Raw genomic sequence first — 24,152 nt, 5'->3', positions numbered from 1 at the left:
CAGCTAGTTAGTGTCTAACCTTTCATCCGAGGGTGCCTTGCGCCCTCGGATGCTCGAAGGTGCCCGTGAAAAACTGATCTGAGGGGAGATCCCGATGAATTACAACTGGGACTGGGGCGTATTCTTCAAGTCCACTGGCGTTGGCAGCGAAACCTATCTGGACTGGTACATCACCGGTCTGGGCTGGACCATCGTCATTGCCGTCGCCGCCTGGATCATCGCGTTGCTGCTGGGCTCCGTGCTCGGCGTCATGCGTACTGTCCCGAACCGCGTGGTATCGGGTATCGCCACGTGCTACGTGGAACTGTTTCGTAACGTACCGCTGCTGGTGCAGCTGTTCATCTGGTACTTCCTGGTGCCCGACCTGCTGCCTGAGGGCCTGCAGGAATGGTTCAAACAGGACCTGAATCCAACCACCTCGGCACTGATCAGTGTGGTCATCTGCCTGGGTCTGTTTACCGCTGCGCGTGTCTGCGAACAAGTGCGCACCGGCATCCAGGCGCTGCCGCGCGGCCAGGAAGCCGCCGCTCGCGCCATGGGCTTCAGCCTGCCGCAGATCTACTGGAACGTGCTGCTGCCGCAAGCCTACCGGATCATCATTCCGCCCCTTACCTCGGAATTTTTGAACGTGTTCAAGAACTCCTCGGTGGCCTCGCTGATCGGCCTGATGGAACTGCTGGCGCAAACCAAGCAGACCGCCGAATTTTCGGCCAACCTGTTTGAAGCCTTCACCCTGGCAACGCTGATCTACTTCACCCTGAACATGGGCCTGATGCTGTTGATGCGCATGGTCGAGAAGAAAGTCGCAGTACCCGGCCTGATCTCCGTGGGGGGCAAATAATGGACTTCAGTGGAATCATTCCCGCCCTGCCGGGCCTGTGGAACGGCATGGTCATGACCCTGCAACTGATGGTCATGGGGGTTGTCGGCGGTATCGTGCTGGGCACCATCCTGGCCTTGATGCGGCTGTCGTCGAACAAGTTGCTGGCAAACATCGCCGGTATTTACGTCAACTACTTCCGCTCCATCCCGCTGCTGCTGGTGATCACCTGGTTCTACCTGGCGGTACCGTTCGTGCTGCGCTGGATCACCGGCGAAGATACTCCGATCGGGGCCTTCACCTCCTGCGTCGTGGCCTTCATGATGTTCGAGGCGGCTTACTTCTGCGAAATCGTCCGTGCTGGCGTACAGTCGATCTCCAAGGGCCAGATGGGCGCTGCCCAGGCGCTGGGCATGACCTACGGTCAGACCATGCGCCTGATCATCCTGCCCCAGGCGTTTCGCAAGATGACCCCACTGCTGCTGCAGCAGAGCATCATCCTGTTCCAGGACACCTCGCTGGTGTACACCGTCGGCCTGGTCGACTTCCTCAACTCGGCACGTGCCAGTGGCGACATCATCGGACGCTCCAACGAGTTCCTGGTGTTTGCTGGTGCTGTGTACTTCGTCGTCAGCTTCTCCGCTTCGTGGCTGGTCAAGCGTCTGCAGAAAAGGATAACCGTATGATTTCCATCAAGAACGTCAACAAGTGGTACGGCGACTTCCAGGTTCTGACCGACTGCAACACCGAGGTCAAGAAAGGCGAAGTGGTTGTCGTCTGCGGCCCGTCCGGGTCGGGCAAGTCGACCCTGATCAAGTGCGTCAACGCCCTGGAGCCTTTCCAGAAGGGTGACATCGTCGTCGACGGCACCTCGATCGCCGATCCGAAAACCAACCTGCCCAAGCTGCGCTCGCGGGTCGGCATGGTGTTCCAGCACTTCGAGCTGTTCCCGCACCTGACCATCACCGAGAACCTGACCATTGCACAGCGCAAGGTACTCGGTCGTAGCGAAGCCGAAGCCACCAAGAAGGGCCTGGCCCTGCTCGACCGCGTAGGCCTCAGCGCTCACGCCAAGAAGCACCCGGGGCAGCTCTCCGGCGGCCAGCAGCAGCGTGTGGCCATCGCCCGCGCCCTGTCGATGGACCCGATCGTCATGCTGTTCGACGAACCGACCTCGGCACTCGACCCGGAAATGGTCAACGAAGTACTGGACGTGATGGTCGAACTGGCTCACGAAGGCATGACCATGATGTGCGTAACCCACGAGATGGGTTTTGCCCGCAAGGTCGCCAACCGGGTCATTTTCATGGACCAGGGCAAGATCATCGAGGACTGCCAGAAGGAAGCCTTCTTCGGCGACCCGAGCGCGCGCCATGAGCGCACTCAGCACTTCCTCAGCAAAATCCTGCAACACTGAGGTGATGATCAGCACCCTCTGTCCTGCATGCGCCGGGCAGAGGATGCTGGTCGTACCAAGGCCACTGTGATGAAATGCGATCCCACGCTCTTTCGCCCAGCCAAGCCTGCCCTTGCCGTGAAACCCCGTTTGATCCGCCAACTGCTGATGCCACCCTTGATCATCCTGCTGATGATCGGTCTGGGTGTGGCCGGCTTCATGATCAGCGAGCACAACGGCATCCGCACCTTGAGCGAATCCGGCGAGCGCCAGCTTGAGCTGCACGCGCGTGGCGTCGAGAGCGAAATCAGCAAGTACACCTACCTGCCCAGCCTGCTGGAACTGGAAAACAGTGTCTCCAGCCTGCTGACCGAACCCGATGGCGAACATCGCCAGACGGTCAACGAATACCTTGAAGGCCTGAACCGGCGCAGCCGCAGCCGGGCGATCTTTGTCCTCGATACCACTGGCCGGGTCCAGGCCACCAGCAACTGGCGCGATGTCGACAGTTTCCTCGGTGAAGACCTGTCGTTCCGTGCCTATTTCCAGCACGCCGTACGCGGCCAGCCGGGTCGCTTCTATGGCATCGGCAGCACCACCGGCGAGCCGGGCTACTACCTGGCCCATGGCCTGGAAGAACACGGCAAGATCATTGGCGTGGCGGTGATCAAGGTGCGCCTGGAAAACATGGAAGAACGCTGGCAACGGGCACGCCTGGAAGCCTTCGTCAGCGACGAGAATGGCATCATCATTCTCTCCAGCGATCCGGCGCGGCGACTCAAGTCGGTGCGCCCGCTGACCCCGGAAATCAAGGAACGCCTGGCCCGCAGCCTGCAGTACTACTGGTGGCCGCTCAACGAGCTGCAGCCCTTGTCGCGGGAAAAGCTCGCCGACGGCGTCGAAAAGCTCAGTTTCCCGGCCAATGCCGAACTGGGCGACGGCCGCCGCGAAGTCGCCTACCTGGCCCAGACCCGGCGCCTGAGCGACACGCCTTGGCATTTCACCCTGCTCACGCCCCTGCAGGACCTGCGCCGTGAATCGATCATCCAGGGCGTGCTGGTCGCCGTAGCCTTCGCTCTGCTGACGATTGTGCTGATCGCCTGGAACGAGCGGCGCAAGGTCATCGCCACGCGCCTGGCCGCCCGCGAGGCACTCGAAGAAGCCAACAGTCAGCTGGAGCGCAAGATCACCGAGCGCACCGCCGATTTGCGTGCCAGCAACGATCGTCTCAAGGGTCAGATCCGTGAGCGCCGGCAAGCCGAGCAGACCCTGCGCCATGCCCAGGACGAACTGGTTCAGGCCGGAAAACTTGCGGCCATCGGTCAGATGTCCACCAGCATCGCCCATGAACTGAACCAACCGCTGGCGGCGTTGCGTACGCTGTCGGGTAATACCGTGCGCTTTCTCGAGCGCGGCGCCCTGGAAACCGCCAGCACCAACCTGCGCACCATGAACGACCTGATCGACCGCATGGGCCGGATTACCGCGAGCTTGCGCTCCTTTGCCCGACGCGGTGACGACAGCGGCCAGGCCTCGCTGGCCAAAGCGGTGGATGCCAGCCTGCAAGTACTGAGCAACCGGATCGCCGGCTGCCACCTGAAACTCAACAACCAGTTCGACGACCAGCAACTGGCGATCGATCAGACCCGCCTGGAACAGATCCTGGTCAACCTGATCGGTAACGCCCTCGACGCCATGGCCGCACAACCACTGCCCGAGCTGTGGCTCGAAGGCGAGCGGCAAGGCGACAAGTATCGCCTGCGGGTGCGCGACAATGGCCATGGCATCGATGATGAAGCCCGCAAGCACCTGTTCGAACCGTTCTTCACCACCAAGCCGGGAGAGCATGGCCTGGGCCTGGGCCTGACCCTGTCCGCCAGCCTCGCCGCCGCTGCCAAGGGCAGCCTGAGTGTCGAACACCCTGCCAGTGGCGGCACGGCGTTCGTCCTCGCCCTGCCCCTGGCCAATGCCCCTACAAAATCCGAGTCCCTATGAACCAAGCGCCCCTTACCGTCCTGATCGTCGAAGACGACCCGCATGTGCTGCTCGGCTGCCAGCAGGCCCTGGCGCTGGAAGACATCGCCTGTGAAGGTGTTGGCAGCGCCGAAGAAGCCTTGCAACGCATCGGTGATGATTTCGCCGGGATCGTGGTCAGCGACATTCGCCTGCCCGGCATCGATGGCCTGGAGCTGCTGAGCCGGCTCAAGGCCCGCGACAGCAGCCTGCCGGTGGTGCTGATCACCGGCCACGGCGATATCGACATGGCCGTCGGTGCCATGCGCAACGGCGCCTACGACTTCATGGAAAAGCCGTTCGCCCCTGAGCGCCTGGTCGAGGTGGTACGCCGCGCCCTGGAACAACGCGGGCTGTCGCGAGAGGTGTTCGCCTTGCGCCGCCAACTGGCCGAGCAAAGCACCCTGGAAGGCCGGATCATCGGGCGTTCGCCGGCCATGCAGAACCTGCGTGAATTGATCGCCAACGTCGCCGACACCTCGGCCAACGTCCTGATCGAAGGCGAGACCGGCACCGGCAAAGAGCTGGTCGCCCGCTGCCTGCACGATTTCAGCCGCCGCCAGAGCCAGCCCTTTGTCGCCTTGAACTGCGGCGGGCTGCCTGAGAACCTGTTCGAAAGCGAAATCTTCGGCCACGAAGCCAACGCCTTTACCGGCGCGGGCAAGCGCCGCATCGGCAAGATCGAGCACGCCAATGGCGGCACGCTGTTTCTCGACGAAGTCGAAAGCATGCCGATCAACCTGCAGATCAAACTGCTGCGCGTGTTGCAGGAACGTACCCTCGAGCGCCTCGGCTCGAACCAGAGCATCGCCGTGGACTGCCGGGTGATCGCCGCGACCAAATCCGACCTCGACGCCCTCGGCCAGAGCGGGCAGTTCCGTAGCGACCTGTACTACCGCCTCAACGTGGTCACCCTGGAACTGCCGCCGTTGCGCGAACGGCGTGAAGACATCCTGCAACTGTTCGAACACTTCCTGCAGCTGTCGTCCTTGCGCTTCGACCGCGAAGTCCCGCAACTGGACAGTCAGACCCTGTCACGCCTGATGGCTCACGACTGGCCGGGCAACGTGCGTGAACTGCGCAACGTTGCCGAACGCTACGCCCTGGGCCTGCCAGCCTTCAAGAAGGCCGGCGCCAGCGCCAATCAGGGCCTGGGTTTTGCCGAGGCGGTCGAGGCCTTCGAGCGCAACCTGCTCAGCGATGCCCTGCAACGCACGGGCGGCAACCTCAGCCAGGCCAGCCAGGAGCTGGGCATGGCCAAGACCACCCTGTTCGACAAAGTGAAGAAGTATGGCCTGGGTTGACCGGCCGATAACGCGAGAAAGCCCGTGGACCTGATACTCAAAGCCTGCCTGGGGGCGGCTGTGGTGGTGATCCTTGCCGCCTTGGCGAAAACCCGTAACTACTACATTGCCGGGTTGGTCCCGCTGTTTCCGACCTTCGCCCTGATTGCCCACTACATCGTCGGTAAAGGCCGATCACTGGAGGACCTGAAGACCACCATCCTGTTCGGCATGTGGTCGATCATCCCCTACTTTGTCTACCTGGCGGCCTTGTATGTACTGGTCGACCGCATGCGTCTGGAGCTGTCACTGGCGCTGGCGGCAGTGGCGTGGCTGGTGGCCGCGACTGTGTTGGTCAGTGTGTGGGTGAAGTTGCATTGAACCCGATCGCGGGGCAAGCCCGCTCCCACCGGTGGGAGCGGGCTTGCCCCGCGATCAATACACCGCCAGATGAGTGTCTGCCAGCCGCTGGGTTTTCAGATAAGGCAGCACCGCCGCCAGCAAAGGCACCTTGAACTGCTCCTGAAAACGATGGGCCAGGCCCGGAATCAATTTCAACTGACTACCCTGGATGTGCGCTGCCAGGTGCACGCCATGCATCACCGGCAATAGCGGATCGGCAGTGCCATGCACCACCAGCGTCGGCAGGCGCAGGCTGTTGAGCAGCTCGACCCGGCTCGGCTCGGCGAGAATGGCCATGATCTGGCGCTCGACTCCTTCTGGGTTGAAGGCCCGGTCATAAGATTGCGCGGCCTGTTGCAATAGCGCCTGACGATCGTCCTCGACCTGCGGACTGCCCAGCGCTGCCAGCAGGTCAGCCTGCTGCTCCAGCGCCGCTTCGCGGTTCGGTGCTTCACGCCGTGCCAGCAACTGCACCAACGCCGGGCTAGGTGCCGGCAAGCCCTGGGCGCCGGAACTGGACATGATCAAGGTCAGGCTCTCGACCCGTTCCGGGGCCACTGCCGCCATATGCTGGGCAATCATGCCGCCCATGCTCACCCCGAGGACATGGAAGCGTTCGACGTGCAGGGCATCCATCAGCCCCAGGCCATCATCAGCCATGTCGTTGAGGCTATAGGGTGCGGCCACCGACAGGCCGAGCTTGTAACGCAGCACCTGGTAGGTCAGGTTGGCGCTGGCCGGTGCCTGGCGCCAACGGCTCAGGCCGACGTCGCGGTTGTCGTAGCGGATCACCCGAAAACCTTGTTGGCACAAGGCAACCAGCACTTCATCGGGCCAGTGGATCAACTGACCACCGAGGCCCATGACCAATAACAAAGCTGGATCCGAGTCACGACCGATGCTCTGGTAAGCCAGATTCAGTTGCGCAACCTCGACGTGTTCGGTGGGCACGTTGACGTCGCAACGCGACGCCGCAAAAGTAGGTAAAGCGCTGATCAGCGCCAGAAAAAACAAAAACGCCCGCATGAAAGAAACACCAGAATGAAAATCCCCAGTAGAACGGGAGTCTGATGACTTTCATGCGAGCGCGCTGCCACAAAACCGTGACCGTTTGATGACACTCGCTGAGCGGTAAGAAACATTTTCGCGGGGCAAGCCCGCTCCCACAGGGGCTATGTGACTACAGTGGGAGCGGGCTTGCCCCGCGATTGTTCACGCCAGTTCGCTACGCAATTGTCGAGCGGCGGCCACCATGTTCACCAGTGCCGCTTCCGTCTCCGGCCAGGCGCGGGTCTTAAGGCCGCAGTCTGGGTTGACCCACAGGCGCTCGGCCGGGATCCGCTTGACCGCCTTGCTCATCAACTTGACCATTTCCGCTGTGTCCGGCACTCGCGGAGAGTGGATGTCATACACACCCGGGCCGATATCGTTGGGGTAGTCGAAGGCTTCGAAGGCCTCCAGCAGCTCCATGTCCGAGCGCGAAGTCTCGATGGTGATGACGTCGGCATCCATCGCCGCAATGGCTTCGATCACGTCGTTGAACTCGCTGTAGCACATGTGCGTATGAATCTGGGTTTCATCACGTACGCCACTGGAACACAGGCGGAAGGCCTCCACCGCCCAGTCCAGGTAAGCCTGCCATTGCGCCCGGCGCAGCGGCAGACCTTCGCGGAACGCCGCTTCGTCGATCTGCACAATCTTGATGCCGGCCGCTTCCAGGTCCTGTACTTCATCGCGAATGGCCAGGGCCAGTTGCTCGGCCTGGACCTTGCGCGACACGTCTTCACGGGGGAACGACCACATCAGCATGGTCACAGGGCCGGTCAGCATGCCTTTCATGACCTTGCTGGTCAGGCGCTGGGCATACTCGATCCAGGCCACGGTCATCGGCTGCGGACGGCTCAGGTCACCGTAAATGATTGCCGGTTTGACGCAACGCGAACCGTAGCTCTGCACCCAGCCGAATCGGGTGAAGCTGTAGCCATCCAGTTGTTCGGCAAAGTACTCGACCATGTCGTTGCGCTCAGCCTCGCCGTGCACCAGCACGTCCAGGCCCAGACGCTCCTGCACTTGTACGGCGTGGCGGATCTCGCTGTGCATCGCATCGGTGTAGTCGTTGGCCGATAGCTTGCCTTGCTTATAGGCCTGCCGTGCCAGACGGATCGCCGAGGTCTGCGGGAACGAGCCAATGGTCGTGGTCGGGAAAGCCGGCAACTGCAAGCGCTTACGCTGGGCTTCGATGCGTTGGGCAAAAGCCGACTGGCGCTGGCTATCCGCGGCGGTAACCGCTGCCAGACGCGCCTGCACTTCAGGCTTGTGGATACGCGGCGACTGGCTGCGACTGAGCTGTACAGCGCGGCTGTTGGCCAGCGCATTCTGCACGCCAGGCAGGTGAGGTACCTCCAGGGCTTTGCTCAGCACGGCAATTTCTTCGCACTTCTGCACGGCGAACGCCAGCCAGCTTTTCAGTTCAGCATCGAGCTTGTCTTCCCGCGCCAGGTCCACCGGGCTGTGCAGCAGCGAGCAGGAACCGGCAACCCAGAGATTGGCGCCGAAACGTTGTTTAGCTTGCTGCAACTGTTCCAGCGCCTGGTCCAGATCACAACGCCAGACGTTGCGGCCGTTGACCACACCGAGGGACAGCACTTTGTAAGTGGGTAGACGGTCGAGCACCGTCGGCAACTGCTCCGGTGCACGCACCAGATCAATGTGCAGGCCGTCCACCGGCAGACCGACGGCCAGGCCGAGGTTGTCTTCCAGGCCACTGAAGTAGGTCGCCACCAGCTTCTTCAACGGCGAGTACTGAAGGATGTGGTAGGCGCGCTCGAAAGCGTTCTTCCAGTCTTGTGGCAAATCCAGGCCGAGGATCGGCTCATCGATCTGCACCCACTCCACGCCCTGGCGTGCCAGGCGGCTGAGGATTTCGCCGTAGACCGGCAGCAGGCGTTCCAGCAGGTCGAGTTTGTCGAAGTCGCCGCCTTTGGCCTTGCCCAGCCACAGGTAGGTCAACGGCCCGATCAATACCGGCTTGACCGCGTGGCCGAGGGCCTGTGCTTCGGCGACTTCGTCGAACAGCTGCTCCCAGCTAAGCAAAAAGCGCTGGTCGGCGCTGAACTCCGGCACCAGGTAGTGATAGTTGGTGTCGAACCATTTGGTCAGCTCCTGGGCATATTGCGCCTGGCCGTGCTCGCCACCGCAGCAGTGGGTGGTAGCGCCGCGGGCCATGGCAAACAAGGTGTCGAGGGTCGGCAAGCCATTGCTGCCCAGGGTCTTGGCGAAGCGCTCGGGAATCGCGCCGAAGGCCAGCGAGTGGCTCAGGACCTGGTCGTACCAGGCAAAGTCACCGACCGGCAGCAAATCGATGCCGGCATCCTTTTGCAGTTGCCAGTGACGGGCACGCAGCTCACGTCCCACCGCCTGCAGACCGGCCTGGTCGATATCGCCCTTCCAGTAGGCTTCTTGCGCTTTCTTCAGCTCGCGGTCGGCGCCAATGCGCGGAAAACCAAGGTTGTGGGCCAATGCCATGACAATCGTGCTCCCTGTAAAAGATGGCGCTATTGTCGACAGACAGGGCAACATGAGACAAACTCAATAAATTCGTGTTGATCTCAAAATTTACTCATGGAGCACCTGGTGCTGGAAATTCGCCACCTGAAAACCCTGCACGCCCTGCGCGAAGCCGACAGCCTGGTTGAAGCCGCTGAACGGCTGCACCTGACCCAGTCGGCCCTGTCCCACCAGTTCAAGGAACTGGAAGAGCGCCTGGGGATGCAGCTGTTCATGCGCAAGACCAAGCCGATCCGCTTCACCAGCGCCGGCCTGCGTTTGCTGCAATTGGCCGATGCCACCCTGCCCTTGCTGCGCGGCGCCGAACGCGACATCGCGCGCCTGGCCGGTGGTACCGCCGGACGCCTGCACATGGCCATCGAATGCCACAGCTGCTTCCAGTGGCTGATGCCGACCATCGACCAGTTCCGCGACGCCTGGCCGGAGGTCGAGCTGGACCTGGCCTCAGGCTTCGCCTTTGCCCCGCTGCCGGCCCTGGCCCGCGGTGACCTGGACCTGGTGGTGACCTCCGACCCGCTGGAGCTGGCGGGCCTGACCTATGTACCGCTGTTCACCTACGAAGCCATGCTCGCGGTGGCCAACCAGCACCCGTTGGCCAGCAAGCCCTACATCGTGCCGGACGATATCGCCAGCGAGACGCTGATCACCTACCCGGTGGAACGGGATCGCCTGGATATCTTCACCCGTTTCCTCGAACCCGCCGACGTGGAACCTGCACAGGTACGCACGGCGGAGCTGACGGTGATGATGATGCAGTTGGTGGCCAGCGGCCGCGGGGTCTGCGGCATGCCGCACTGGGCCCTGCATGAGTACAGTTCACGCGGTTATGTGAAGGGCAAACGTCTGGGCGAGAAAGGCCTGTTCGCCACGCTGTATGCGGCAGTGCGCACCGATATGCTCGATGCGCCGTACATGCGCGACTTCCTGCTGACCGCCAAGGACACGTCGTTCTCCACCCTTGACGGTGTCAGCGCAGTGCGTTGAGCCTCAGGCCAGTTTGCGCTGCTCCTGCACCAGGCGCAGCGCAAGACCGGCCAGGACGAAGCCCATCACATAACGCTGCACCATCAGCCACAGCGGGTAGCGTACGAACCAGGCCGACAGCCCGGCGGCGAACAAGGCGATCAGCAGGTTCACCGAAAAGCTCACGGAAATCTGGGTCAGCCCCAGCATCAGGCTCTGGGCCAGCAACGAGCCATGCTCCGGGGAGATGAACTGCGGCAGGATCGACAGGTAGAACATCGCTACCTTGGGATTCAGCACACTGGTCAGAAAGCCCATCATCACCAGCTTGGCCGGGGAGTCCGGGCTCAACTCGCGGGCTTCGAACGGCGAACGCGCTCCGGGTTTGACTGCTTGCCAGGCCATCCACAGCAGGTACGCGGCGCCTGCCCACTTGAGCAGGTCATAGCCCAGCGGCACGGCCATGAACAAGGCAGTCAAGCCCACCGCTGCGGCCGTCATGTGCACCAGAAAACCGGCGACCACGCCCACCAGCGAGGTGATCCCGGCCATGCGGCCCTGGCAGATCGAACGTGAAATCAGATAGATCATGTTGGGCCCCGGGGTCAGGACCATCAACAAAGCGGCACCGGTGAACAGCAACCATTCGTGAGCGGGGATCATTGGCATTCCTTTGCAAATGGAAGATCAGACAGGCTGGCTAGTTAAACGCCGGTACAGGGGCAGAATCAAGTCCCGGGTCAGCGGTGCCAGCTCAAGTGTCAGTTGCTTGCGGGCCGAGACCCAGACCACCTCTTCGATCTCTGCGCCAGGCTCGACGGGCATCGAAGTGTGCACCTGAAACAGCTCGGCCTGGACCTCATAACCCGGCTCGTTGGCGGCCGGGGCGCTGAACTGGCCGAGGTAGTCGGCGTCTTGCGGATCGATCTGCAGACCAAGCTCTTCGAACAACTCACGGGCCAGGGCGCTGACCGGTTGCTCATCGGCCTCGATCTTGCCGCCAGGCTGCATGAAGGCCTGGGTGCCGCGTTTGCGTACCAGCAGGGTGCGGCCTTGCGGATCGAGCAGGAGCGCGGCGGCGATGCGGATGGTTTTGCTCATGGGGGACTCGTCGCTGAGAAAGCGCGCTAGGATCACATGTTGAGAATGGCCAGACAACCCGGTGGGAGCGGGCTTGCCCCGCGATTGCATGTTGTTAGTCAAATCGCATCGCGGGGCAAGCCCGCTCCCACCGCCTGACGAATGTACCTTGCAAGCCGCTGCCGTTAGCCGCATAAACAGCCCATGAACCTACCTGCCCTGAACCACCCGGAACTGGCGGCTTTCCACCCTGCGGTGCGTACCTGGTTCCAGCGTCGCTTCCCGACCGTGACCGCCGCTCAGGCGCAAGCCTGGCCGCTGATCCGCCGCGGTCATTCGCTGCTGGTGGCGGCCCCCACAGGTTCAGGCAAGACCCTCACCGCCTTTCTGGCAATCCTCGATGAACTGTTCGAACAGGGCCTGGCCAGCGGCCAATTGCCCGACCAGACCCAGGTGGTCTACGTCTCGCCCCTCAAGGCACTGTCCAACGATATCCAGATCAACCTGCAGGCACCGCTGGCGGGTATCAATGAAGCATTGGTTGAACAGGGCAGTGAGCCGCTGGCGATACGCACGGCAGTACGCAGCGGCGATACCCCGCAAAAGGAACGCAATGCCATGCGCCGTCAGGCGCCGCATATTCTGGTGACCACGCCCGAATCACTGTATGTGCTGCTCGGCTCCGACTCCGGACGCCAGGGCCTGGCCAGTGTGCACACGGTGATCGTTGACGAGATCCATGCCCTGGCCGGCAACAAACGCGGCAGCCACCTGACCCTCAGCCTTGAACGTTTGCAGGCGCTGTGTGGCCGACCGTTGCGCCGTATTGGCCTGTCGGCCACCCAGCGCCCGGTCAAACGGGTGGCCGAGTTTCTGGTCGGCAAGGGCCGGAACTGCGCGATTGTCGACATCGGCCATGCCCGCACCCGCGACCTGGCCTTGGAAGTGCCGCCCGTGCCACTGGACGCGGTCATGGCAACCGATGTCTGGGGCCTGGTGTATGACCGTCTGGCCGTGCTGGCCCGCGAGCACCGCACCACCCTGATATTCGTCAATACCCGCCGTCTGGCCGAGCGCCTGCCCCGGCACCTGAGCGAACGCCTGGGCGCGCAGGCTGTAGCCGCACATCACGGCAGCCTGGCCAAGGAGCACCGCCTGGATGCCGAGCAGCGCCTCAAGCGTGGCGAGCTACAGGTACTGGTGGCCACAGCTTCGCTGGAACTGGGGATCGATATCGGTGAAGTCGAACTGGTCTGCCAGATCGGCTCGCCCGGCTCCATCGCCGCCTTCCTGCAACGGGTCGGGCGTGCCGGGCATCAGGTCGAGGGCACACCCAAAGGCCGCCTGTTTCCACTGTCTCGGGATGATCTGATCGAATGCGCGGCGCTGCTCGACTGTGTGCGCCGTGGCGAGCTGGATCTGCTGCAGATTCCCCGGGCGCCACTGGATGTCCTGGCCCAGCAGATCGTTGCCGAAGTCAGCTGCCAACCCTGGCAGGAGCAAGCACTGTACGACTGCCTGAGACAGGCCATGCCCTATGCCGAACTGGATCAGGCGCACTATCAGGCCCTGCTGCGCATGCTCGCCGAAGGCTTCAATGGCCGCCAGGGTGTGCGTAGCGCCTACCTGCACCGCGATGCAGTCAATAGCAGCCTGCGCGGGCGCCGCGGTAGTCAGCTGACCGCTCTGACCAGCGGCGGCACCATCCCGGACAACGCCGACTATGCAGTGCTGCTTGAACCCCAGGGGCTGAACATCGGCAGCGTCAATGAAGATTTTGCCGTGGAGAGCATTGCCGGCGACATCTTTCAGCTGGGCAACACCTCTTACCGCATCCTGCGGGTGGAAAGCGGCAAGGTGCGCGTCGAGGATGCCAAAGGCTTGCCACCGAGCATCCCGTTCTGGCTGGGTGAAGCGCCGGGGCGCAGCGATGAACTGTCGTTCGCGGTCGCCCGCCTGCAAGGCGAGATCGACCGACGCCTGAACGAATCTGCCGGTCAATTGCAGGACGCACTCAGCTGGCTGCAGGAAGAGGTCGGCCTTGACCCAGGCAGCGCTGAACAACTGCTCGACTATCTGGCCCGAACCCGCCAGGTACTGGGGGCCCTGCCCTCACAACAAACCCTGATCATGGAACGTTTCTTCGACGCCTCCGGCGGCACCCAGCTGATCATCCACAGCTCCTTTGGCAGCCGCATCAATCGCGCCTGGGGCCTGGCCCTGCGCAAGCGCTTTTGCCGCACCTTCAATTTCGAACTGCAGGCCGCCGCCAGCGAAGATGCCATCGTCCTGTCGCTGTCCACCAGCCACAGCTTTGTGCTGGACGACGTGTGGCGCTATCTGTCGAGCAACAACGCTGAATCGGTACTGATCCAGGCCTTGCTCGATGCGCCGTTGTTCGGCGTGCGCTGGCGCTGGAATGCCGGTGTGGCGCTGGCCTTGCCGCGCTTTGTCGGCGGACGCAAGGTAGCGCCGCAGATCCAGCGGATGAAAAGCGAAGACCTGATTGCCGCGGTGTTCCCCGACCAGATCGCCTGCCTGGAAAACATCGTCGGCGAACGGCAGATCCCGGATCACCCGCTGGTCGAGCAGACCCTCGACGACTGCCTGCACCAAGCCATGGACTGTGAAGGCTGGCTGGCCTTGCTGCGGCGTATTGAACAAGGGCAGATCAGCCTGATCAGCCGTGATCTGCCGGCGCCATCGCCACTTGCCGCGGCGATTCTCAACGCCCGGCCCTACACCTTTCTCGATGATGCACCGCTGGAAGAACGACGTACCCAGGCGGTACAGAGTCGACGCTGGAGCGATGCGCAAAACAGCGATGACCTCGGCGCCCTGGATAGTGAGGCCATTCGCGCAGTGCAAGCCGAAGCCTGGCCATCGCCTGCGCGCGGCGATGAAATGCACGAGACACTGATGAGCCTGGCCTGCATCAGCCAAGATGAAGTGACAGCCAACCCCGGCTGGCTGGCGTGGCTTGAGGAGCTACGGGCAGCAGGTCGGGCCTGCTGCCTGCAACTCGACGCAGACCAGTCCCTGTGGCTGGCCCGCGAGCGTCAGGTGCTCCTGCGCGCAATCTATCCCACTGCACAGATGACACCGGACCTAGCGGCGCTTGCCGGATTCGACCAGCCGATCGAGCGCGAAACCGCGCTGGTGGAGGTGCTGCGCGCGCGTCTGAGCGGTTTCGGTCCGCTGACACTGGAGCAGATCGCCGGGCCTTTGCACTTGTCCACCGGTGATCTCGAACAAGCGCTGGTGCGGCTTGAGGCAGAAGGCTATGTGATGCGCGGCTATTTCTGTCCGGGCCAACAGAGCCTGCAATGGTGCGAGCGCCACCTGCTGGCGCGCATCCATCGCTACACGGTCAAACGCCTGCGGCGCGAGATCGAGCCGGTCAGCCTGCAGGATTTCATGCGTTTTCTGTTCGACTGGCAGCACCTCGCACCGGGCACTCACCTGCAAGGTCCGGCAGCGCTGAGCGAAGTGCTGGGCAAGTTCGAGGGCTATCCGGCAGCGGCCACCGCCTGGGAGAGCGATCTGCTGCCCAGCCGGATCAGCGACTACAGCCCGCGCTGGCTGGACGAGAGCTGCCGCGCTGGCAAGCATGTGTGGGCACGCCTGGCCCCCGGCGCAGCCAGCACCACCCTGCGCAGCACACCGCTGGTGCTGCTGCCACGCGCGCAACTTAACCTGTGGCGTACATTCGGTCCGGCCCTGGACAGCAGCAAACTGAGCCTGCGCGCGCAACGGGTGCACACGGCGCTGAGCGAGCACGGTGCGTTGTTTTTCGATGAACTGCTCAGCGATGCCCACTTGCTCCCCACTGAACTGGAAAACGCCTTGCAGGAGCTGGTGGCCGCAGGCCTGGTCAGCGCCGACAGCTTCGCTGGCCTGCGCGCGCTGATCACCCCGGCGAGCAAGCGGCAGAACCGTAGCCATCGTCGTGGTCGCGGCGCCCTGTTCGGGGGCATGGACGATGCCGGGCGCTGGGCGCTGCTGCGCAAAACCCCGGCAGCCGATAACCGTGATCCCAGCCTGGAACACGTCGCCCGCACACTGTTGCGCCGTTACGGTGTGATCTGCTGGCGGCTGCTGGAGCGCGAGGCCGACTGGCTGCCGAGCTGGCGCGAACTGCTGCGTTGCTACCATCGTCTGGAAGCCCGCGGCGAAATCCGTGGCGGGCGGTTCATCAGCGGCCTGGCAGGCGAACAGTTCGCCCTGCCCGAAGCCGTGGCGCTGTTGCGCGAAGTTCGCAGGCGCCCCGTGAACGGCGAACTGGTCGCCATCAGTGCCAGCGATCCGTTGAACCTGATCGGCACCCTGCTACCGGGCAACAAGGTGCCAGCGCTGAGCGGCAATCGGCTGCTGTTTCGGGATGGCCTGCCGGTCGCCACGCTGATTGCCGGCAACGTGCAGCTACTCCTTGAGGTGGAACTGGCGCAGCAAGGCGAACTGCGCGAGCGCCTGATACGCGAGCCAGGACGCCAGTGCTGAACACGCTTGCGCGAATGATTTTCACTCCAGCAGGCAAGGGGTAAACCTTCATGTTTGCAGGCTGGCGCTAGCGCGGCCAACCGGGCTAAGGTCGAAGTTTGTCCAGGCCCTGAGCCTGACCGTTTCATCGCAAGGAACCCGTATGAGCCTGTCACTACTCAGCCGCTACGCCTTTTTCGCCGCTTGTGTCCTGTTCACCTTGGTGAGCCTGCCTTTCCTGCACCATGAATGGCTCTGGCCGTTCACCCTGACCACCGCCGTGCTCAGCCTGATCGGCGTGTTCGATCTGCTGCAAAGCCGCCACGCGGTGCGGCGCAACTACCCGATCCTGGGCAACATCCGCTACCTGGTCGAAGGCATTCGTCCGGAAATCCGCCAGTATCTGCTCGAAGCCGACAGCGATGCCCTGCCCTTCTCCCGCGCCCAGCGTTCGCTGGTTTACGCCCGGGCCAAGAACGAAGCGTCCGACAAACCCTTCGGCACCTTGATCGATGTCTACCAGTCCGGCTTCGAATTCATCGGCCATTCCATGCGCCCCGCGCCCTTGAGCGACCCGGCGAGTTTTCGGGTGATCGTGGGTGGCCCGCAATGCACCCAGCCTTACTCGGCCTCGGTGTTCAATATTTCGGCAATGAGCTTCGGCTCACTCAGCGCCAATGCCATCCGCGCCCTGAACCAGGGCGCCAAGCTGGGTAATTTCGCCCACGACACCGGCGAAGGCAGCATCAGCCCTTACCACCGCGAGCACGGCGGCGACCTGACCTGGGAGCTGGGCAGTGGTTACTTCGGCTGTCGCACCGCGGACGGCCGCTTCGACCCCGAGCGCTTCGCCGAGCAGGCCCGCAGCCCGCAAGTGCGGATGATCGAGATCAAAATGAGCCAGGGCGCCAAACCCGGCCACGGCGGCATCCTGCCCAAGCACAAGGTAACCCGCGAGATCGCCGAGACCCGTGGGGTGATGATGGGCGAAGACTGCATTTCGCCTTCACGCCACAGCGCCTTTTCCACGCCGATCGAAATGATGCAGTTCATTGCCCAACTGCGCGAGCTGTCCGGCGGTAAGCCGGTAGGTTTCAAGTTCTGCCTGGGCCATCCCTGGGAATTCATGGGGATTGCCAAGGCCATGCTGGAAACCGGAATCCTGCCGGACTTCATCGTCGTCGACGGCAAGGAAGGCGGTACCGGCGCAGCACCAGTGGAGTTCACCGACCATATCGGCGTGCCGCTGCGAGAAGGCCTGCTGTTCGTGCATAACACCCTGGTCGGACTGAATCTGCGCGACAAGATCAAACTGGGGGCCAGCGGCAAGATCGTCAGCGCCTTCGACATCGCCAGCGTGCTGGCCATCGGCGCCGACTGGGCCAACTCGGCACGTGGCTTCATGTTTGCCATCGGCTGCATCCAGTCGCAGAGCTGCCATACCAACAAATGCCCTACCGGCGTCGCCACCCAGGACGCCCTGCGCCAGCGTGCCCTGGTGGTGCCGGACAAGGCCCAGCGGGTGTTCAACTTTCACCACAGCACCCTCAAGGCCCTAGCTGAAATGCTTGCGGCGGCAGGTCTTGATCACCCGTCGCAACTGGAGGCCAAACATCTGGTACGCCGGGTCTCGGCCACCGAGATCAAGCTGTTCTCGCAGATGCATGTGTTCCTCAAGCCGGGCGAACTGCTCAACGGCGAAATCAACGGCGAGTTCTATTCGCGGATGTGGCAAATGGCCCGGGCGGACAGCTTTGAACCCCAGGACCTGGCAGTCGCCTGAGGATCTGCGCGGTATTGAGACATCAAGTAATACGCAACTTTTGCAATTGCTTGCCAATACCGCCACCCTGCCCCCCGCCCGACGTGTGGCACAAGAGAATTCCCACGCCGGCCTGTCACTATTAAATCAACTGTTCAAGAGCCCGCTGCCATGTTTAACGGACGCGACCCGCGCATCGATTTCTTTCGGGGCCTGGCGCTGATCTTCATCTTCTGGGATCACATCCCGCACAACCCTCTGGGCCAGATCACCCTGCGCAACATCGGCTTCAGCGATGCTGCGGAGGTTTTCGTCTTTCTTGCCGGTTACGCGGCGGTACTGGCCTACGGCAAAGTCCTGCAACGCGATGGCTACCTGATTGCCTGTGTGAAGATTCTCAGACGTACCTGGGTGCTGTATGTGGTGCATATCTTCCTGCTGGCGATGCTGATGGGCATCGTCTTCTACGCCAACAGCCATGTGCAAACCCGCGACCTGGTCGAGGAAATGGGCCTGACGCATTTCATCACCAATCCCCAGCAAGCGCTGACCGATGAACTGCTGTTGCGCTTCAAGCCCAACCTGATGGATCCGCTGCCGCTGTACATCGTGCTGTTGGCGGGGCTGGCCATAGCCCTGCCACTGTTGCTGCGCCATACCTGGGCGGTGGTCGGCGTATCGATGGCGGTGTACCTGATGGCGCCGAAACTAGGCTGGAATCTGGCGAATTTTTCCGACGGTGTCTGGTACTTCAATCCGGTCACCTGGCAGTTTCTGTTCGTGCTCGGTGGCGCGGCGGCGATACACGGGCAGCGGCGACGTGCAATGCAAACTCCGCCGCTGCTTCGCCAACCGCTGTTTCTGGCGGCGGCCGTCTATTCGCTGCTGGCGGGGCTGATCACGGTGTCCTGGCGCTGGCCAGAGATTCACGATGCCCTGATGCCGGCAGCAATCAGCGAGCTGCTGTACCCCATCAGCAAGACCGACCTGTCGCCGCCGCGCTTGCTGCACTTCCTGGCGCTGGCCTACGTTACCGCCAAACTGCTGCCTGGCAGCCGCTGGACGCAAAACTGGCTGGCCGGGCAAACCTGTCGCATGGGGCGCTATTCGCTGGAAGTGTTCTGCTTGGGCGTATTGCTCGCGCCCTTGGCGGACATGGTCAATGCCCTTGCGGATGAGCACTGGTCAATGCAGGTGCTGACCGCGCTGGTGGGGGTGGGGTTGATGGCGCTACTGGCGGCTTGGCTTGATCTGAACAAGCGCTTGGGACGGCCGGTGCAAATGACGGCGGCCTGAGGTCTCATCGCGGGGCAAATCGAGTCGTCTCGACTTGCCCCGCGATGTTTCTACATCACGACGCGGAACGCGCCAGCTGCACGTTGTCAGCTTTAGGCGACAGTTTGAACACGTAATACAGCACGGTCAGCATCACCAGGAACGCCGGGCCGATGTACAGCGCCACGCGGGTCTCCTCGAAGTAAGCCATCAGGCCAACCACCAGGATCAGGAACGCCAGCGCCAGGTAGGAGCTCAGCGGCCACAGCCACATGCGGTATTTCAGTGCCGCACGTTCAGTTTCGCTCAGGCCAGCACGGAATTTCAGCTGCGCCAGCAGGATCATCACCCAGGTCCAGATCGCCCCGAAGGTGGCGATGGCGGTTACCCAGACGAAGACTTTCTCCGGCACCAGGTAGTTGGCCAGTACGCCCAGCAGCAACGCGGCGATCGACAGCAGCAAGGCATTACGCGGTACGCCATTGCTCGAAGTACGTGCGAAGGTGGCTGGAGCCTGACCGTTCTGCGCCAGGCTGTAGAGCATGCGCCCGGTACTGAAGATACCGCCGTTGCACGACGACAGCGCCGCAGTGATCACCACGAAGTTGATGATACCGGCGGCAGTCTTGATACCCAGACGCTCGAAGGTCATCACAAACGGGCTGCCCTGGCTGCCGATCTCGTTCCACGGGTAGATCGACAGGATCACGAACAAAGCACCGACATAGAACAGCAGGATGCGCCAGAACACCGAGCCGATGGCTTGGGGAATGGTCTTTTGCGGGTTGCGCGCTTCACCGGCGGTCAGGCCGATCATTTCCACGCCCAGGTAGGCGAACATCACCATCTGCAGCGACATCAATACCCCGGTCACGCCATTGGGCATGAAACCGCCGTTGCTCCACAGGTTGGAAATACCCACTGCCACGCCGTCGTTGCCGAAGCCAAAGGCAATGACGCCGATGCCGCCGAGAACCATGGCAATAATGGTGACGATCTTGATCAGGGCAAACCAGAACTCGAACTCACCGAAGGCCTTGACCGCGATCAGGTTGATCGCCCCCATGCTGCCCAGCGCCGCCAGGGCCCAGATCCAGCGCGGTACGTCGGGGAACCAGATGCCCATGTAAATGGCCACCGCGGTGATCTCTGCGACGCACGTCACCAGCCACAGGAACCAGTAGTTCCAGCCGGTCAGGAAGCCCGCCAGCGGGCCGAGGTAGTCTTGAGCGTAACGGCTGAAGGAGCCTGCGACCGGGTTGTGCACGGCCATTTCACCGAGGGCACGCATGATCACCAGGATCGCCAGGCCACCAATGATGTACGACAGCATGATTGCCGGGCCGGCCATTTCAATGGCCTTGGCCGAGCCCAGAAACAGGCCGACACCGATACAGGCGCCCAGCGCCATCAGGCGAATATGTCGCTCGCCGAGTTCTCGCTTGAGTGGGCCGCCCTGGGCGGTCTCACCATGAGAAGGATGGTTGCCGACTGGCATAGAAATACAACCTCATTTTGTTATTGGATATAGACCCTTCGTGCAGACCTGGTACCGCCGATAGGCTGGATACACTGTCTTGCCGGGCACCACCTTGTGAGCGGTCCCGCCTACCGGCACGCAATAAACCGGCAAAGCGAAAGGGGCGAGCAGTATAGAAAGGCCCCTGCAGGGCATTTCACTATAAAGAGCAGGATATTTGGCGAGAACACTCGGCAAAAACCGCATCCACGGAGGGGCATTCCCCGTGTTTTCTCCAGGGTGACAAACAGGGCGGCTAACATAGCACCAAAACGGGGCATTACAACCTCCACCAAAGGCGCAGGTCGTACCCTTTTTAGGAACAGCCTTACAGGACTTACAAATTTTTCACCAAACCCGCTCACCGACTAAGCTTCAGGCAAGCGAGACGAAAATACGTAGCCGGGCTGAACACTATGGGCGCATTGTGGCAATCGGAACCAACGAGTAAGGAAACTCCCTCTGAATCCCTTGAAGAATCGCCTTTGCCAAAAAGCCCTCGCCAGCGTCACCTGTGGTGGCGGCTGGTCTGGCTGGTGCTGCTGCTCGCCCTGATTGCGCTGGGAATGGCCATCGCCAATGAATTGCACACCTCGCGCCTGCAATCACGCGAGCTCAGCCAACTCGCCTCGACCCTGACCTACTCCCTGCAGCCGGGGCCCAGCGATGCGATCATTTATCCGGGTGACGGGCCCTTCGACAAACGCCTGGGCTACAGCGCCCTGGGGGAGTTCCTGCCACGCTTGCTCAAACGTGATTATGTAATCAGCGAGCAGGTGCACTTTTCCCCATCGTTGATGGACTACACCGAGCACGGTTTTTTCGTGCCCTATAAAGAAAAGATCCAGACCGGGCTGTCGATCACCGACTGCAAGGGCGATGTGCTTTACCAGTACCACTACCCGCAGTACCTGTACCCGGACTTCGACGCCATCCCGCCGGTCATCGTCAACAGCCTGCTATTCATCGAGAACCGCGACCTGCTCGACCCCAACGACCCCAACGCCAACCCGGCCGTGGACTGGCCACGCTTTGCCAAGGCGGCCTACAGCCAGGTCGCCAAGTACCTGGCCCTGCCCGGCCAGTCCGCCGGTGGCAGCACCCTGGCCACCCAACTGGAGAAATACCGCCACTCGCCTGACGGCCTGACCGTCTCCGGCAGCGAGAAAATCCGCCAGATGATTTCCGCCAGCGTGCGCGCCTATCAGGGCGGCCCGCAAACCCTCGAAGCACGCCAGCGTATCGTGCGCGACTACCTCAACAGCGTACCGCTGTCGGCGGTGCCCGGGCATGGTGAAGTGCATGGCATGGCCGAGGGCTTGCGGGTCTGGTACGGCGCCGACTTCGCCCAGGTCAACCAGGCCCTGGCCTCGACCGAGACCGACCCTGCAAGCATGGCTGCACGCGGTCTGGCCCTGCGTCAGGTACTGTCACTGATGATTGCCCAGCGCCGTCCCTCACACTTTCTGTCCAAGGGCCGCAACGAGCTGTCCGAGCTGACCGACAGTCACATCCGGATTCTGGCCGCCGCCAATATCGTCGACCGGCCGCTGGCCGACGCCGCGCTGGCCAGCAAGGCGACCTACCGCGACTGGGTAGCACAACCGACCATCCAGCCGATCGTCACCAACAAGGGCATCAGCGTTGCCCGCAGTCGTCTGTCCCTGGCCCTGGCCCGGCCGCTGTACGACCTGGACCGCCTCGACCTGTCGGCCACCAGCACCTTGCAATCCGACCTGCAAGGCCAGGTCAGCCAGTACCTCAAGGACCTTGCCGATCCAGCCATCGCCGAGAAGCTCGGCCTGTTTGGCGAACGCCTGCTGACCCCGACCAGCACCACCCAGGTGCGCTACAGCTTTACCCTGCTTGAACGCACCGCCAACGGTTCGCGCGTGCGGGTGCAAACGGACAGTACCGACCAGCCGTTCGACATCAACGAAGGCAGCAAGCTGGAGCTAGGTTCCACCGCCAAGCTGCGGGTGCTGACCAGTTACCTGGAAATCATCGCCGAACTGCATGACAAGTACGCCAATACCCCCGCCGCCGATCTGAAGAAGGTCGAGGTCGCCGAACTGGACTTCATCACCCGCTGGGCCCTCGACTACCTGATCCAGAACAAGGACCGCAACATCACCGCGATGCTCGATGCCGCGCTCAATCGCAAGTATTCGGCCAGCCCCGGTGAAGCCTTCTTCACCGGTGGCGGCATGCATGTGTTCAATAACTTCCGCAAAGAAGACAACAACCGGATTCCCACACTCAAAGACGCCCTGCGCGAGTCGATCAACCTGCCGTTTATCCGTTTGATGCGTGACCTGGTGCGCTATAGCACCTACCAGACGCCAGGCAGCAGCATCAGCTTGCTCAAGGACGATGCCGAGCCACGCCGCCAGGAGTATCTGGCGCGCTTTGCCGACAAAGAAGGCACCGACTATCTGCGCAGGTTCTGGAAAAAGTACCAGCGCAAAACCTCGCAACAGCGCCTGGACACCTTTCTCGACAGTCTGCGCATCACCCCGATCCGCCTGGCCGCCGTCCACCGCTACCTGTTCCCCGAAGCAGACCAGGCCACCTTCAACGCCTTTGTTCGTGCCCACGTGAAAAAGGATCTGCAGGACACCAAGCGCAAGCCCACCAAGCAAGACATCCTGACCGATGAGCGACTGGATAACCTGTACTACGCCTACGGTCCCGGCAAATTCGATCTGCCCGACCAAGGCTTTGTCGCCAAGGTTCACCCTCTGGACCTGTGGCTGCTGGGCTACTTGCTCAACAACCCCAATGCCAGCTTCCAGGATGCGACACAGGCCAGCCAATTCGAGCGTCAGGAAGTCTACAGCTGGCTGTTCAAGAGCCGGCACAAAGGCGCGCGTGACAGCCGTATTCGTACCCTGGTGGAAATCGAAGCGTTCCTCGATATCCATCAGCGCTGGAAACGGGTCGGCTATCCCTTCGATCACCTGGTGCCCTCGCTGGCCACTGCCATCGGCAGCTCCGGCGACCGCCCGGCAGCCCTGGCCGAGCTGATCGGCATCATCCAGAACGATGGTATCCGCCTGCCGACCCTGCGCATCGATACCCTGCACTTTGCCGCCGACACCCCGTATGAAACACGCCTGGCAGGTGACCCGGACCTCGGCCAGCGGGTGCTCTCGGTGGAAGTCGCCCGCGCCTTGCGCGGGGCCCTTTCGCAAGTGGTCGATGCCGGTACCGCACGGCGGGTGTCCGGCAGCTTCAAACTCAATGACGGCACGCCGATGGTCATGGGCGGCAAGACCGGCACTGGCGACAACCGGCTCGAAAGCTGGGGAGCCGGTGGCCGCCTGCTTGGCTCAAAAGCGATCAACCGCACGGCAACCTTTGTGTTCTTCCTTGGCGACAACCACTTCGGCACCCTCACCGCGTTCGTCCCCGGGCGTGCCGCCGAGTCCTTCAAGTTCACCTCGGCCCTGCCGGTGCAGGTACTCAAGGGCATGGCCCCGATCCTCACCCCGTACCTGCAACCCGGTAGCCACACCCTGTGCAAGGCCCCACAACAAGTAGCGCGACAGTAGCCCTTTGCAGCAACGCCCAGGCAGCTGACACATGCCAGG

At 62.4% G+C, this 24,152-nt stretch carries 16 protein-coding genes; 11 read left to right on the top strand and 5 right to left on the bottom strand.

The annotated features are described in order from the left end of the window. The first annotated feature begins 94 nt into the window (after positions 1-94). The 6 genes from ACVI9W_RS17950 to ACVI9W_RS17925 all read left to right on the top strand — a co-directional run bounded on the left by ACVI9W_RS17950 (position 95) and on the right by ACVI9W_RS17925 (position 5,893). A complete protein-coding gene (locus tag ACVI9W_RS17950; protein WP_461530707.1) occupies positions 95-841 on the top strand; it encodes an amino acid ABC transporter permease in 747 nt (248 codons plus the stop codon). After that, positions 838-1,506, top strand: coding sequence for an amino acid ABC transporter permease (locus tag ACVI9W_RS17945; RefSeq protein WP_167335139.1), 669 nt, complete (start codon positions 838-840; stop codon positions 1,504-1,506). The genes ACVI9W_RS17950 and ACVI9W_RS17945 overlap by 4 nt, the downstream gene beginning before the upstream one ends. Next, positions 1,503-2,237 (top strand): amino acid ABC transporter ATP-binding protein, encoded by a 735-nt coding sequence (locus ACVI9W_RS17940; protein ID WP_038607733.1) that lies wholly within the window; start codon positions 1,503-1,505, stop codon positions 2,235-2,237. Before ACVI9W_RS17945 ends, ACVI9W_RS17940 begins: the two co-directional genes overlap by 4 nt. 69 nt (positions 2,238-2,306) lie before the next feature. Beyond that, entirely contained in the window at positions 2,307-4,211 is a 1,905-nt protein-coding gene (gene aauS / locus ACVI9W_RS17935; RefSeq protein WP_461530706.1) for a two-component sensor histidine kinase AauS, read from the top strand. Beyond that, entirely contained in the window at positions 4,208-5,533 is a 1,326-nt protein-coding gene (gene aauR / locus ACVI9W_RS17930; protein WP_038607729.1) for a two-component response regulator AauR, read from the top strand. Before aauS ends, aauR begins: the two co-directional genes overlap by 4 nt. A 33-nt stretch (positions 5,534-5,566) precedes the next feature. After that, on the top strand, positions 5,567-5,893 hold the full coding sequence (locus ACVI9W_RS17925; RefSeq protein WP_167335138.1) for a GlpM family protein: 327 nt from the start codon (positions 5,567-5,569) through the stop codon (positions 5,891-5,893). 54 nt (positions 5,894-5,947) lie between these two features. Here the strand turns inward: ACVI9W_RS17925 and ACVI9W_RS17920 are convergent, their stop codons facing one another. Both ACVI9W_RS17920 and metE read right to left on the bottom strand, forming a co-directional pair. After that, positions 5,948-6,940: an alpha/beta fold hydrolase gene (locus ACVI9W_RS17920; protein ID WP_461530705.1), complete on the bottom strand. Its 993-nt coding sequence runs from the start codon at positions 6,938-6,940 to the stop codon at positions 5,948-5,950. 186 nt (positions 6,941-7,126) lie between these two features. Then, positions 7,127-9,439: a 5-methyltetrahydropteroyltriglutamate--homocysteine S-methyltransferase gene (gene metE / locus ACVI9W_RS17915; protein ID WP_461530704.1), complete on the bottom strand. Its 2,313-nt coding sequence runs from the start codon at positions 9,437-9,439 to the stop codon at positions 7,127-7,129. Positions 9,440-9,547: 108 nt separating this feature from the next. On the opposite strand from metE, the gene metR reads away from it, so the two are divergent. Beyond that, the gene (metR, locus tag ACVI9W_RS17910) at positions 9,548-10,465 is read left to right on the top strand and encodes a transcriptional regulator MetR (RefSeq protein ID WP_038607721.1); all 918 of its coding nucleotides are present in this window, start codon (positions 9,548-9,550) and stop codon (positions 10,463-10,465) included. Between the two features lie 3 nt (positions 10,466-10,468). Here the strand turns inward: metR and ACVI9W_RS17905 are convergent, their stop codons facing one another. Together ACVI9W_RS17905 and ACVI9W_RS17900 are read right to left on the bottom strand one after the other, a co-directional pair. Beyond that, entirely contained in the window at positions 10,469-11,107 is a 639-nt protein-coding gene (locus ACVI9W_RS17905; RefSeq protein WP_422421956.1) for a LysE family translocator, read from the bottom strand. 24 nt (positions 11,108-11,131) lie between these two features. Next, a complete protein-coding gene (locus ACVI9W_RS17900) occupies positions 11,132-11,545 on the bottom strand; it encodes an NUDIX hydrolase (RefSeq protein WP_461530703.1) in 414 nt (137 codons plus the stop codon). Positions 11,546-11,728: 183 nt separating this feature from the next. Between ACVI9W_RS17900 and ACVI9W_RS17895 the strand changes: the two genes are divergently transcribed. From ACVI9W_RS17895 to ACVI9W_RS17885, 3 genes are all read left to right on the top strand, one after another. Beyond that, entirely contained in the window at positions 11,729-16,024 is a 4,296-nt protein-coding gene (locus ACVI9W_RS17895) for a DEAD/DEAH box helicase (RefSeq protein ID WP_461530702.1), read from the top strand. A gap of 142 nt (positions 16,025-16,166) precedes the next feature. Further along, positions 16,167-17,786 (top strand): FMN-binding glutamate synthase family protein, encoded by a 1,620-nt coding sequence (locus tag ACVI9W_RS17890; protein WP_461530701.1) that lies wholly within the window; start codon positions 16,167-16,169, stop codon positions 17,784-17,786. A 150-nt stretch (positions 17,787-17,936) separates the two neighbouring features. Further along, complete coding sequence (locus ACVI9W_RS17885; protein WP_461530700.1) at positions 17,937-19,061, top strand: OpgC family protein; 1,125 nt, start codon at positions 17,937-17,939, stop codon at positions 19,059-19,061. Between the two features lie 55 nt (positions 19,062-19,116). On the opposite strand, the gene ACVI9W_RS17880 is transcribed toward ACVI9W_RS17885, so the two are convergent. Continuing rightward, the gene (locus ACVI9W_RS17880; protein ID WP_422420061.1) at positions 19,117-20,538 is read right to left on the bottom strand and encodes an amino acid permease; all 1,422 of its coding nucleotides are present in this window, start codon (positions 20,536-20,538) and stop codon (positions 19,117-19,119) included. Between the two features lie 437 nt (positions 20,539-20,975). Here ACVI9W_RS17880 and ACVI9W_RS17875 point away from each other — a divergent pair, with 437 nt between their 5' ends. Then, entirely contained in the window at positions 20,976-24,113 is a 3,138-nt protein-coding gene (locus ACVI9W_RS17875) for a transglycosylase domain-containing protein (RefSeq protein ID WP_461530699.1), read from the top strand. Positions 24,114-24,152: the final 39 nt, after the last annotated feature.

The organism is Pseudomonas sp. 210_17 TE3656 (assembly GCF_054821965.1).
This window is presented reverse-complemented; position numbering and strand designations above follow the sequence as displayed.

Coding starts and splice junctions, on each gene's coding strand:
- ACVI9W_RS17895 (WP_461530702.1), top strand. CDS start 11,729: ATGAACCTACCTGCCCTGAACCACCCGGAACTGGCGGCTTTCCACCCT.
- ACVI9W_RS17940 (WP_038607733.1), top strand. CDS start 1,503: ATGATTTCCATCAAGAACGTCAACAAGTGGTACGGCGACTTCCAGGTT.
- ACVI9W_RS17905 (WP_422421956.1), bottom strand. CDS start 11,107: ATGATCCCCGCTCACGAATGGTTGCTGTTCACCGGTGCCGCTTTGTTG.
- ACVI9W_RS17900 (WP_461530703.1), bottom strand. CDS start 11,545: ATGAGCAAAACCATCCGCATCGCCGCCGCGCTCCTGCTCGATCCGCAA.
- ACVI9W_RS17875 (WP_461530699.1), top strand. CDS start 20,976: ATGGGCGCATTGTGGCAATCGGAACCAACGAGTAAGGAAACTCCCTCT.
- ACVI9W_RS17920 (WP_461530705.1), bottom strand. CDS start 6,940: ATGCGGGCGTTTTTGTTTTTTCTGGCGCTGATCAGCGCTTTACCTACT.
- ACVI9W_RS17950 (WP_461530707.1), top strand. CDS start 95: ATGAATTACAACTGGGACTGGGGCGTATTCTTCAAGTCCACTGGCGTT.
- aauS (WP_461530706.1), top strand. CDS start 2,307: ATGAAATGCGATCCCACGCTCTTTCGCCCAGCCAAGCCTGCCCTTGCC.
- ACVI9W_RS17880 (WP_422420061.1), bottom strand. CDS start 20,538: ATGCCAGTCGGCAACCATCCTTCTCATGGTGAGACCGCCCAGGGCGGC.
- ACVI9W_RS17890 (WP_461530701.1), top strand. CDS start 16,167: ATGAGCCTGTCACTACTCAGCCGCTACGCCTTTTTCGCCGCTTGTGTC.
- metE (WP_461530704.1), bottom strand. CDS start 9,439: ATGGCATTGGCCCACAACCTTGGTTTTCCGCGCATTGGCGCCGACCGC.
- ACVI9W_RS17885 (WP_461530700.1), top strand. CDS start 17,937: ATGTTTAACGGACGCGACCCGCGCATCGATTTCTTTCGGGGCCTGGCG.
- aauR (WP_038607729.1), top strand. CDS start 4,208: ATGAACCAAGCGCCCCTTACCGTCCTGATCGTCGAAGACGACCCGCAT.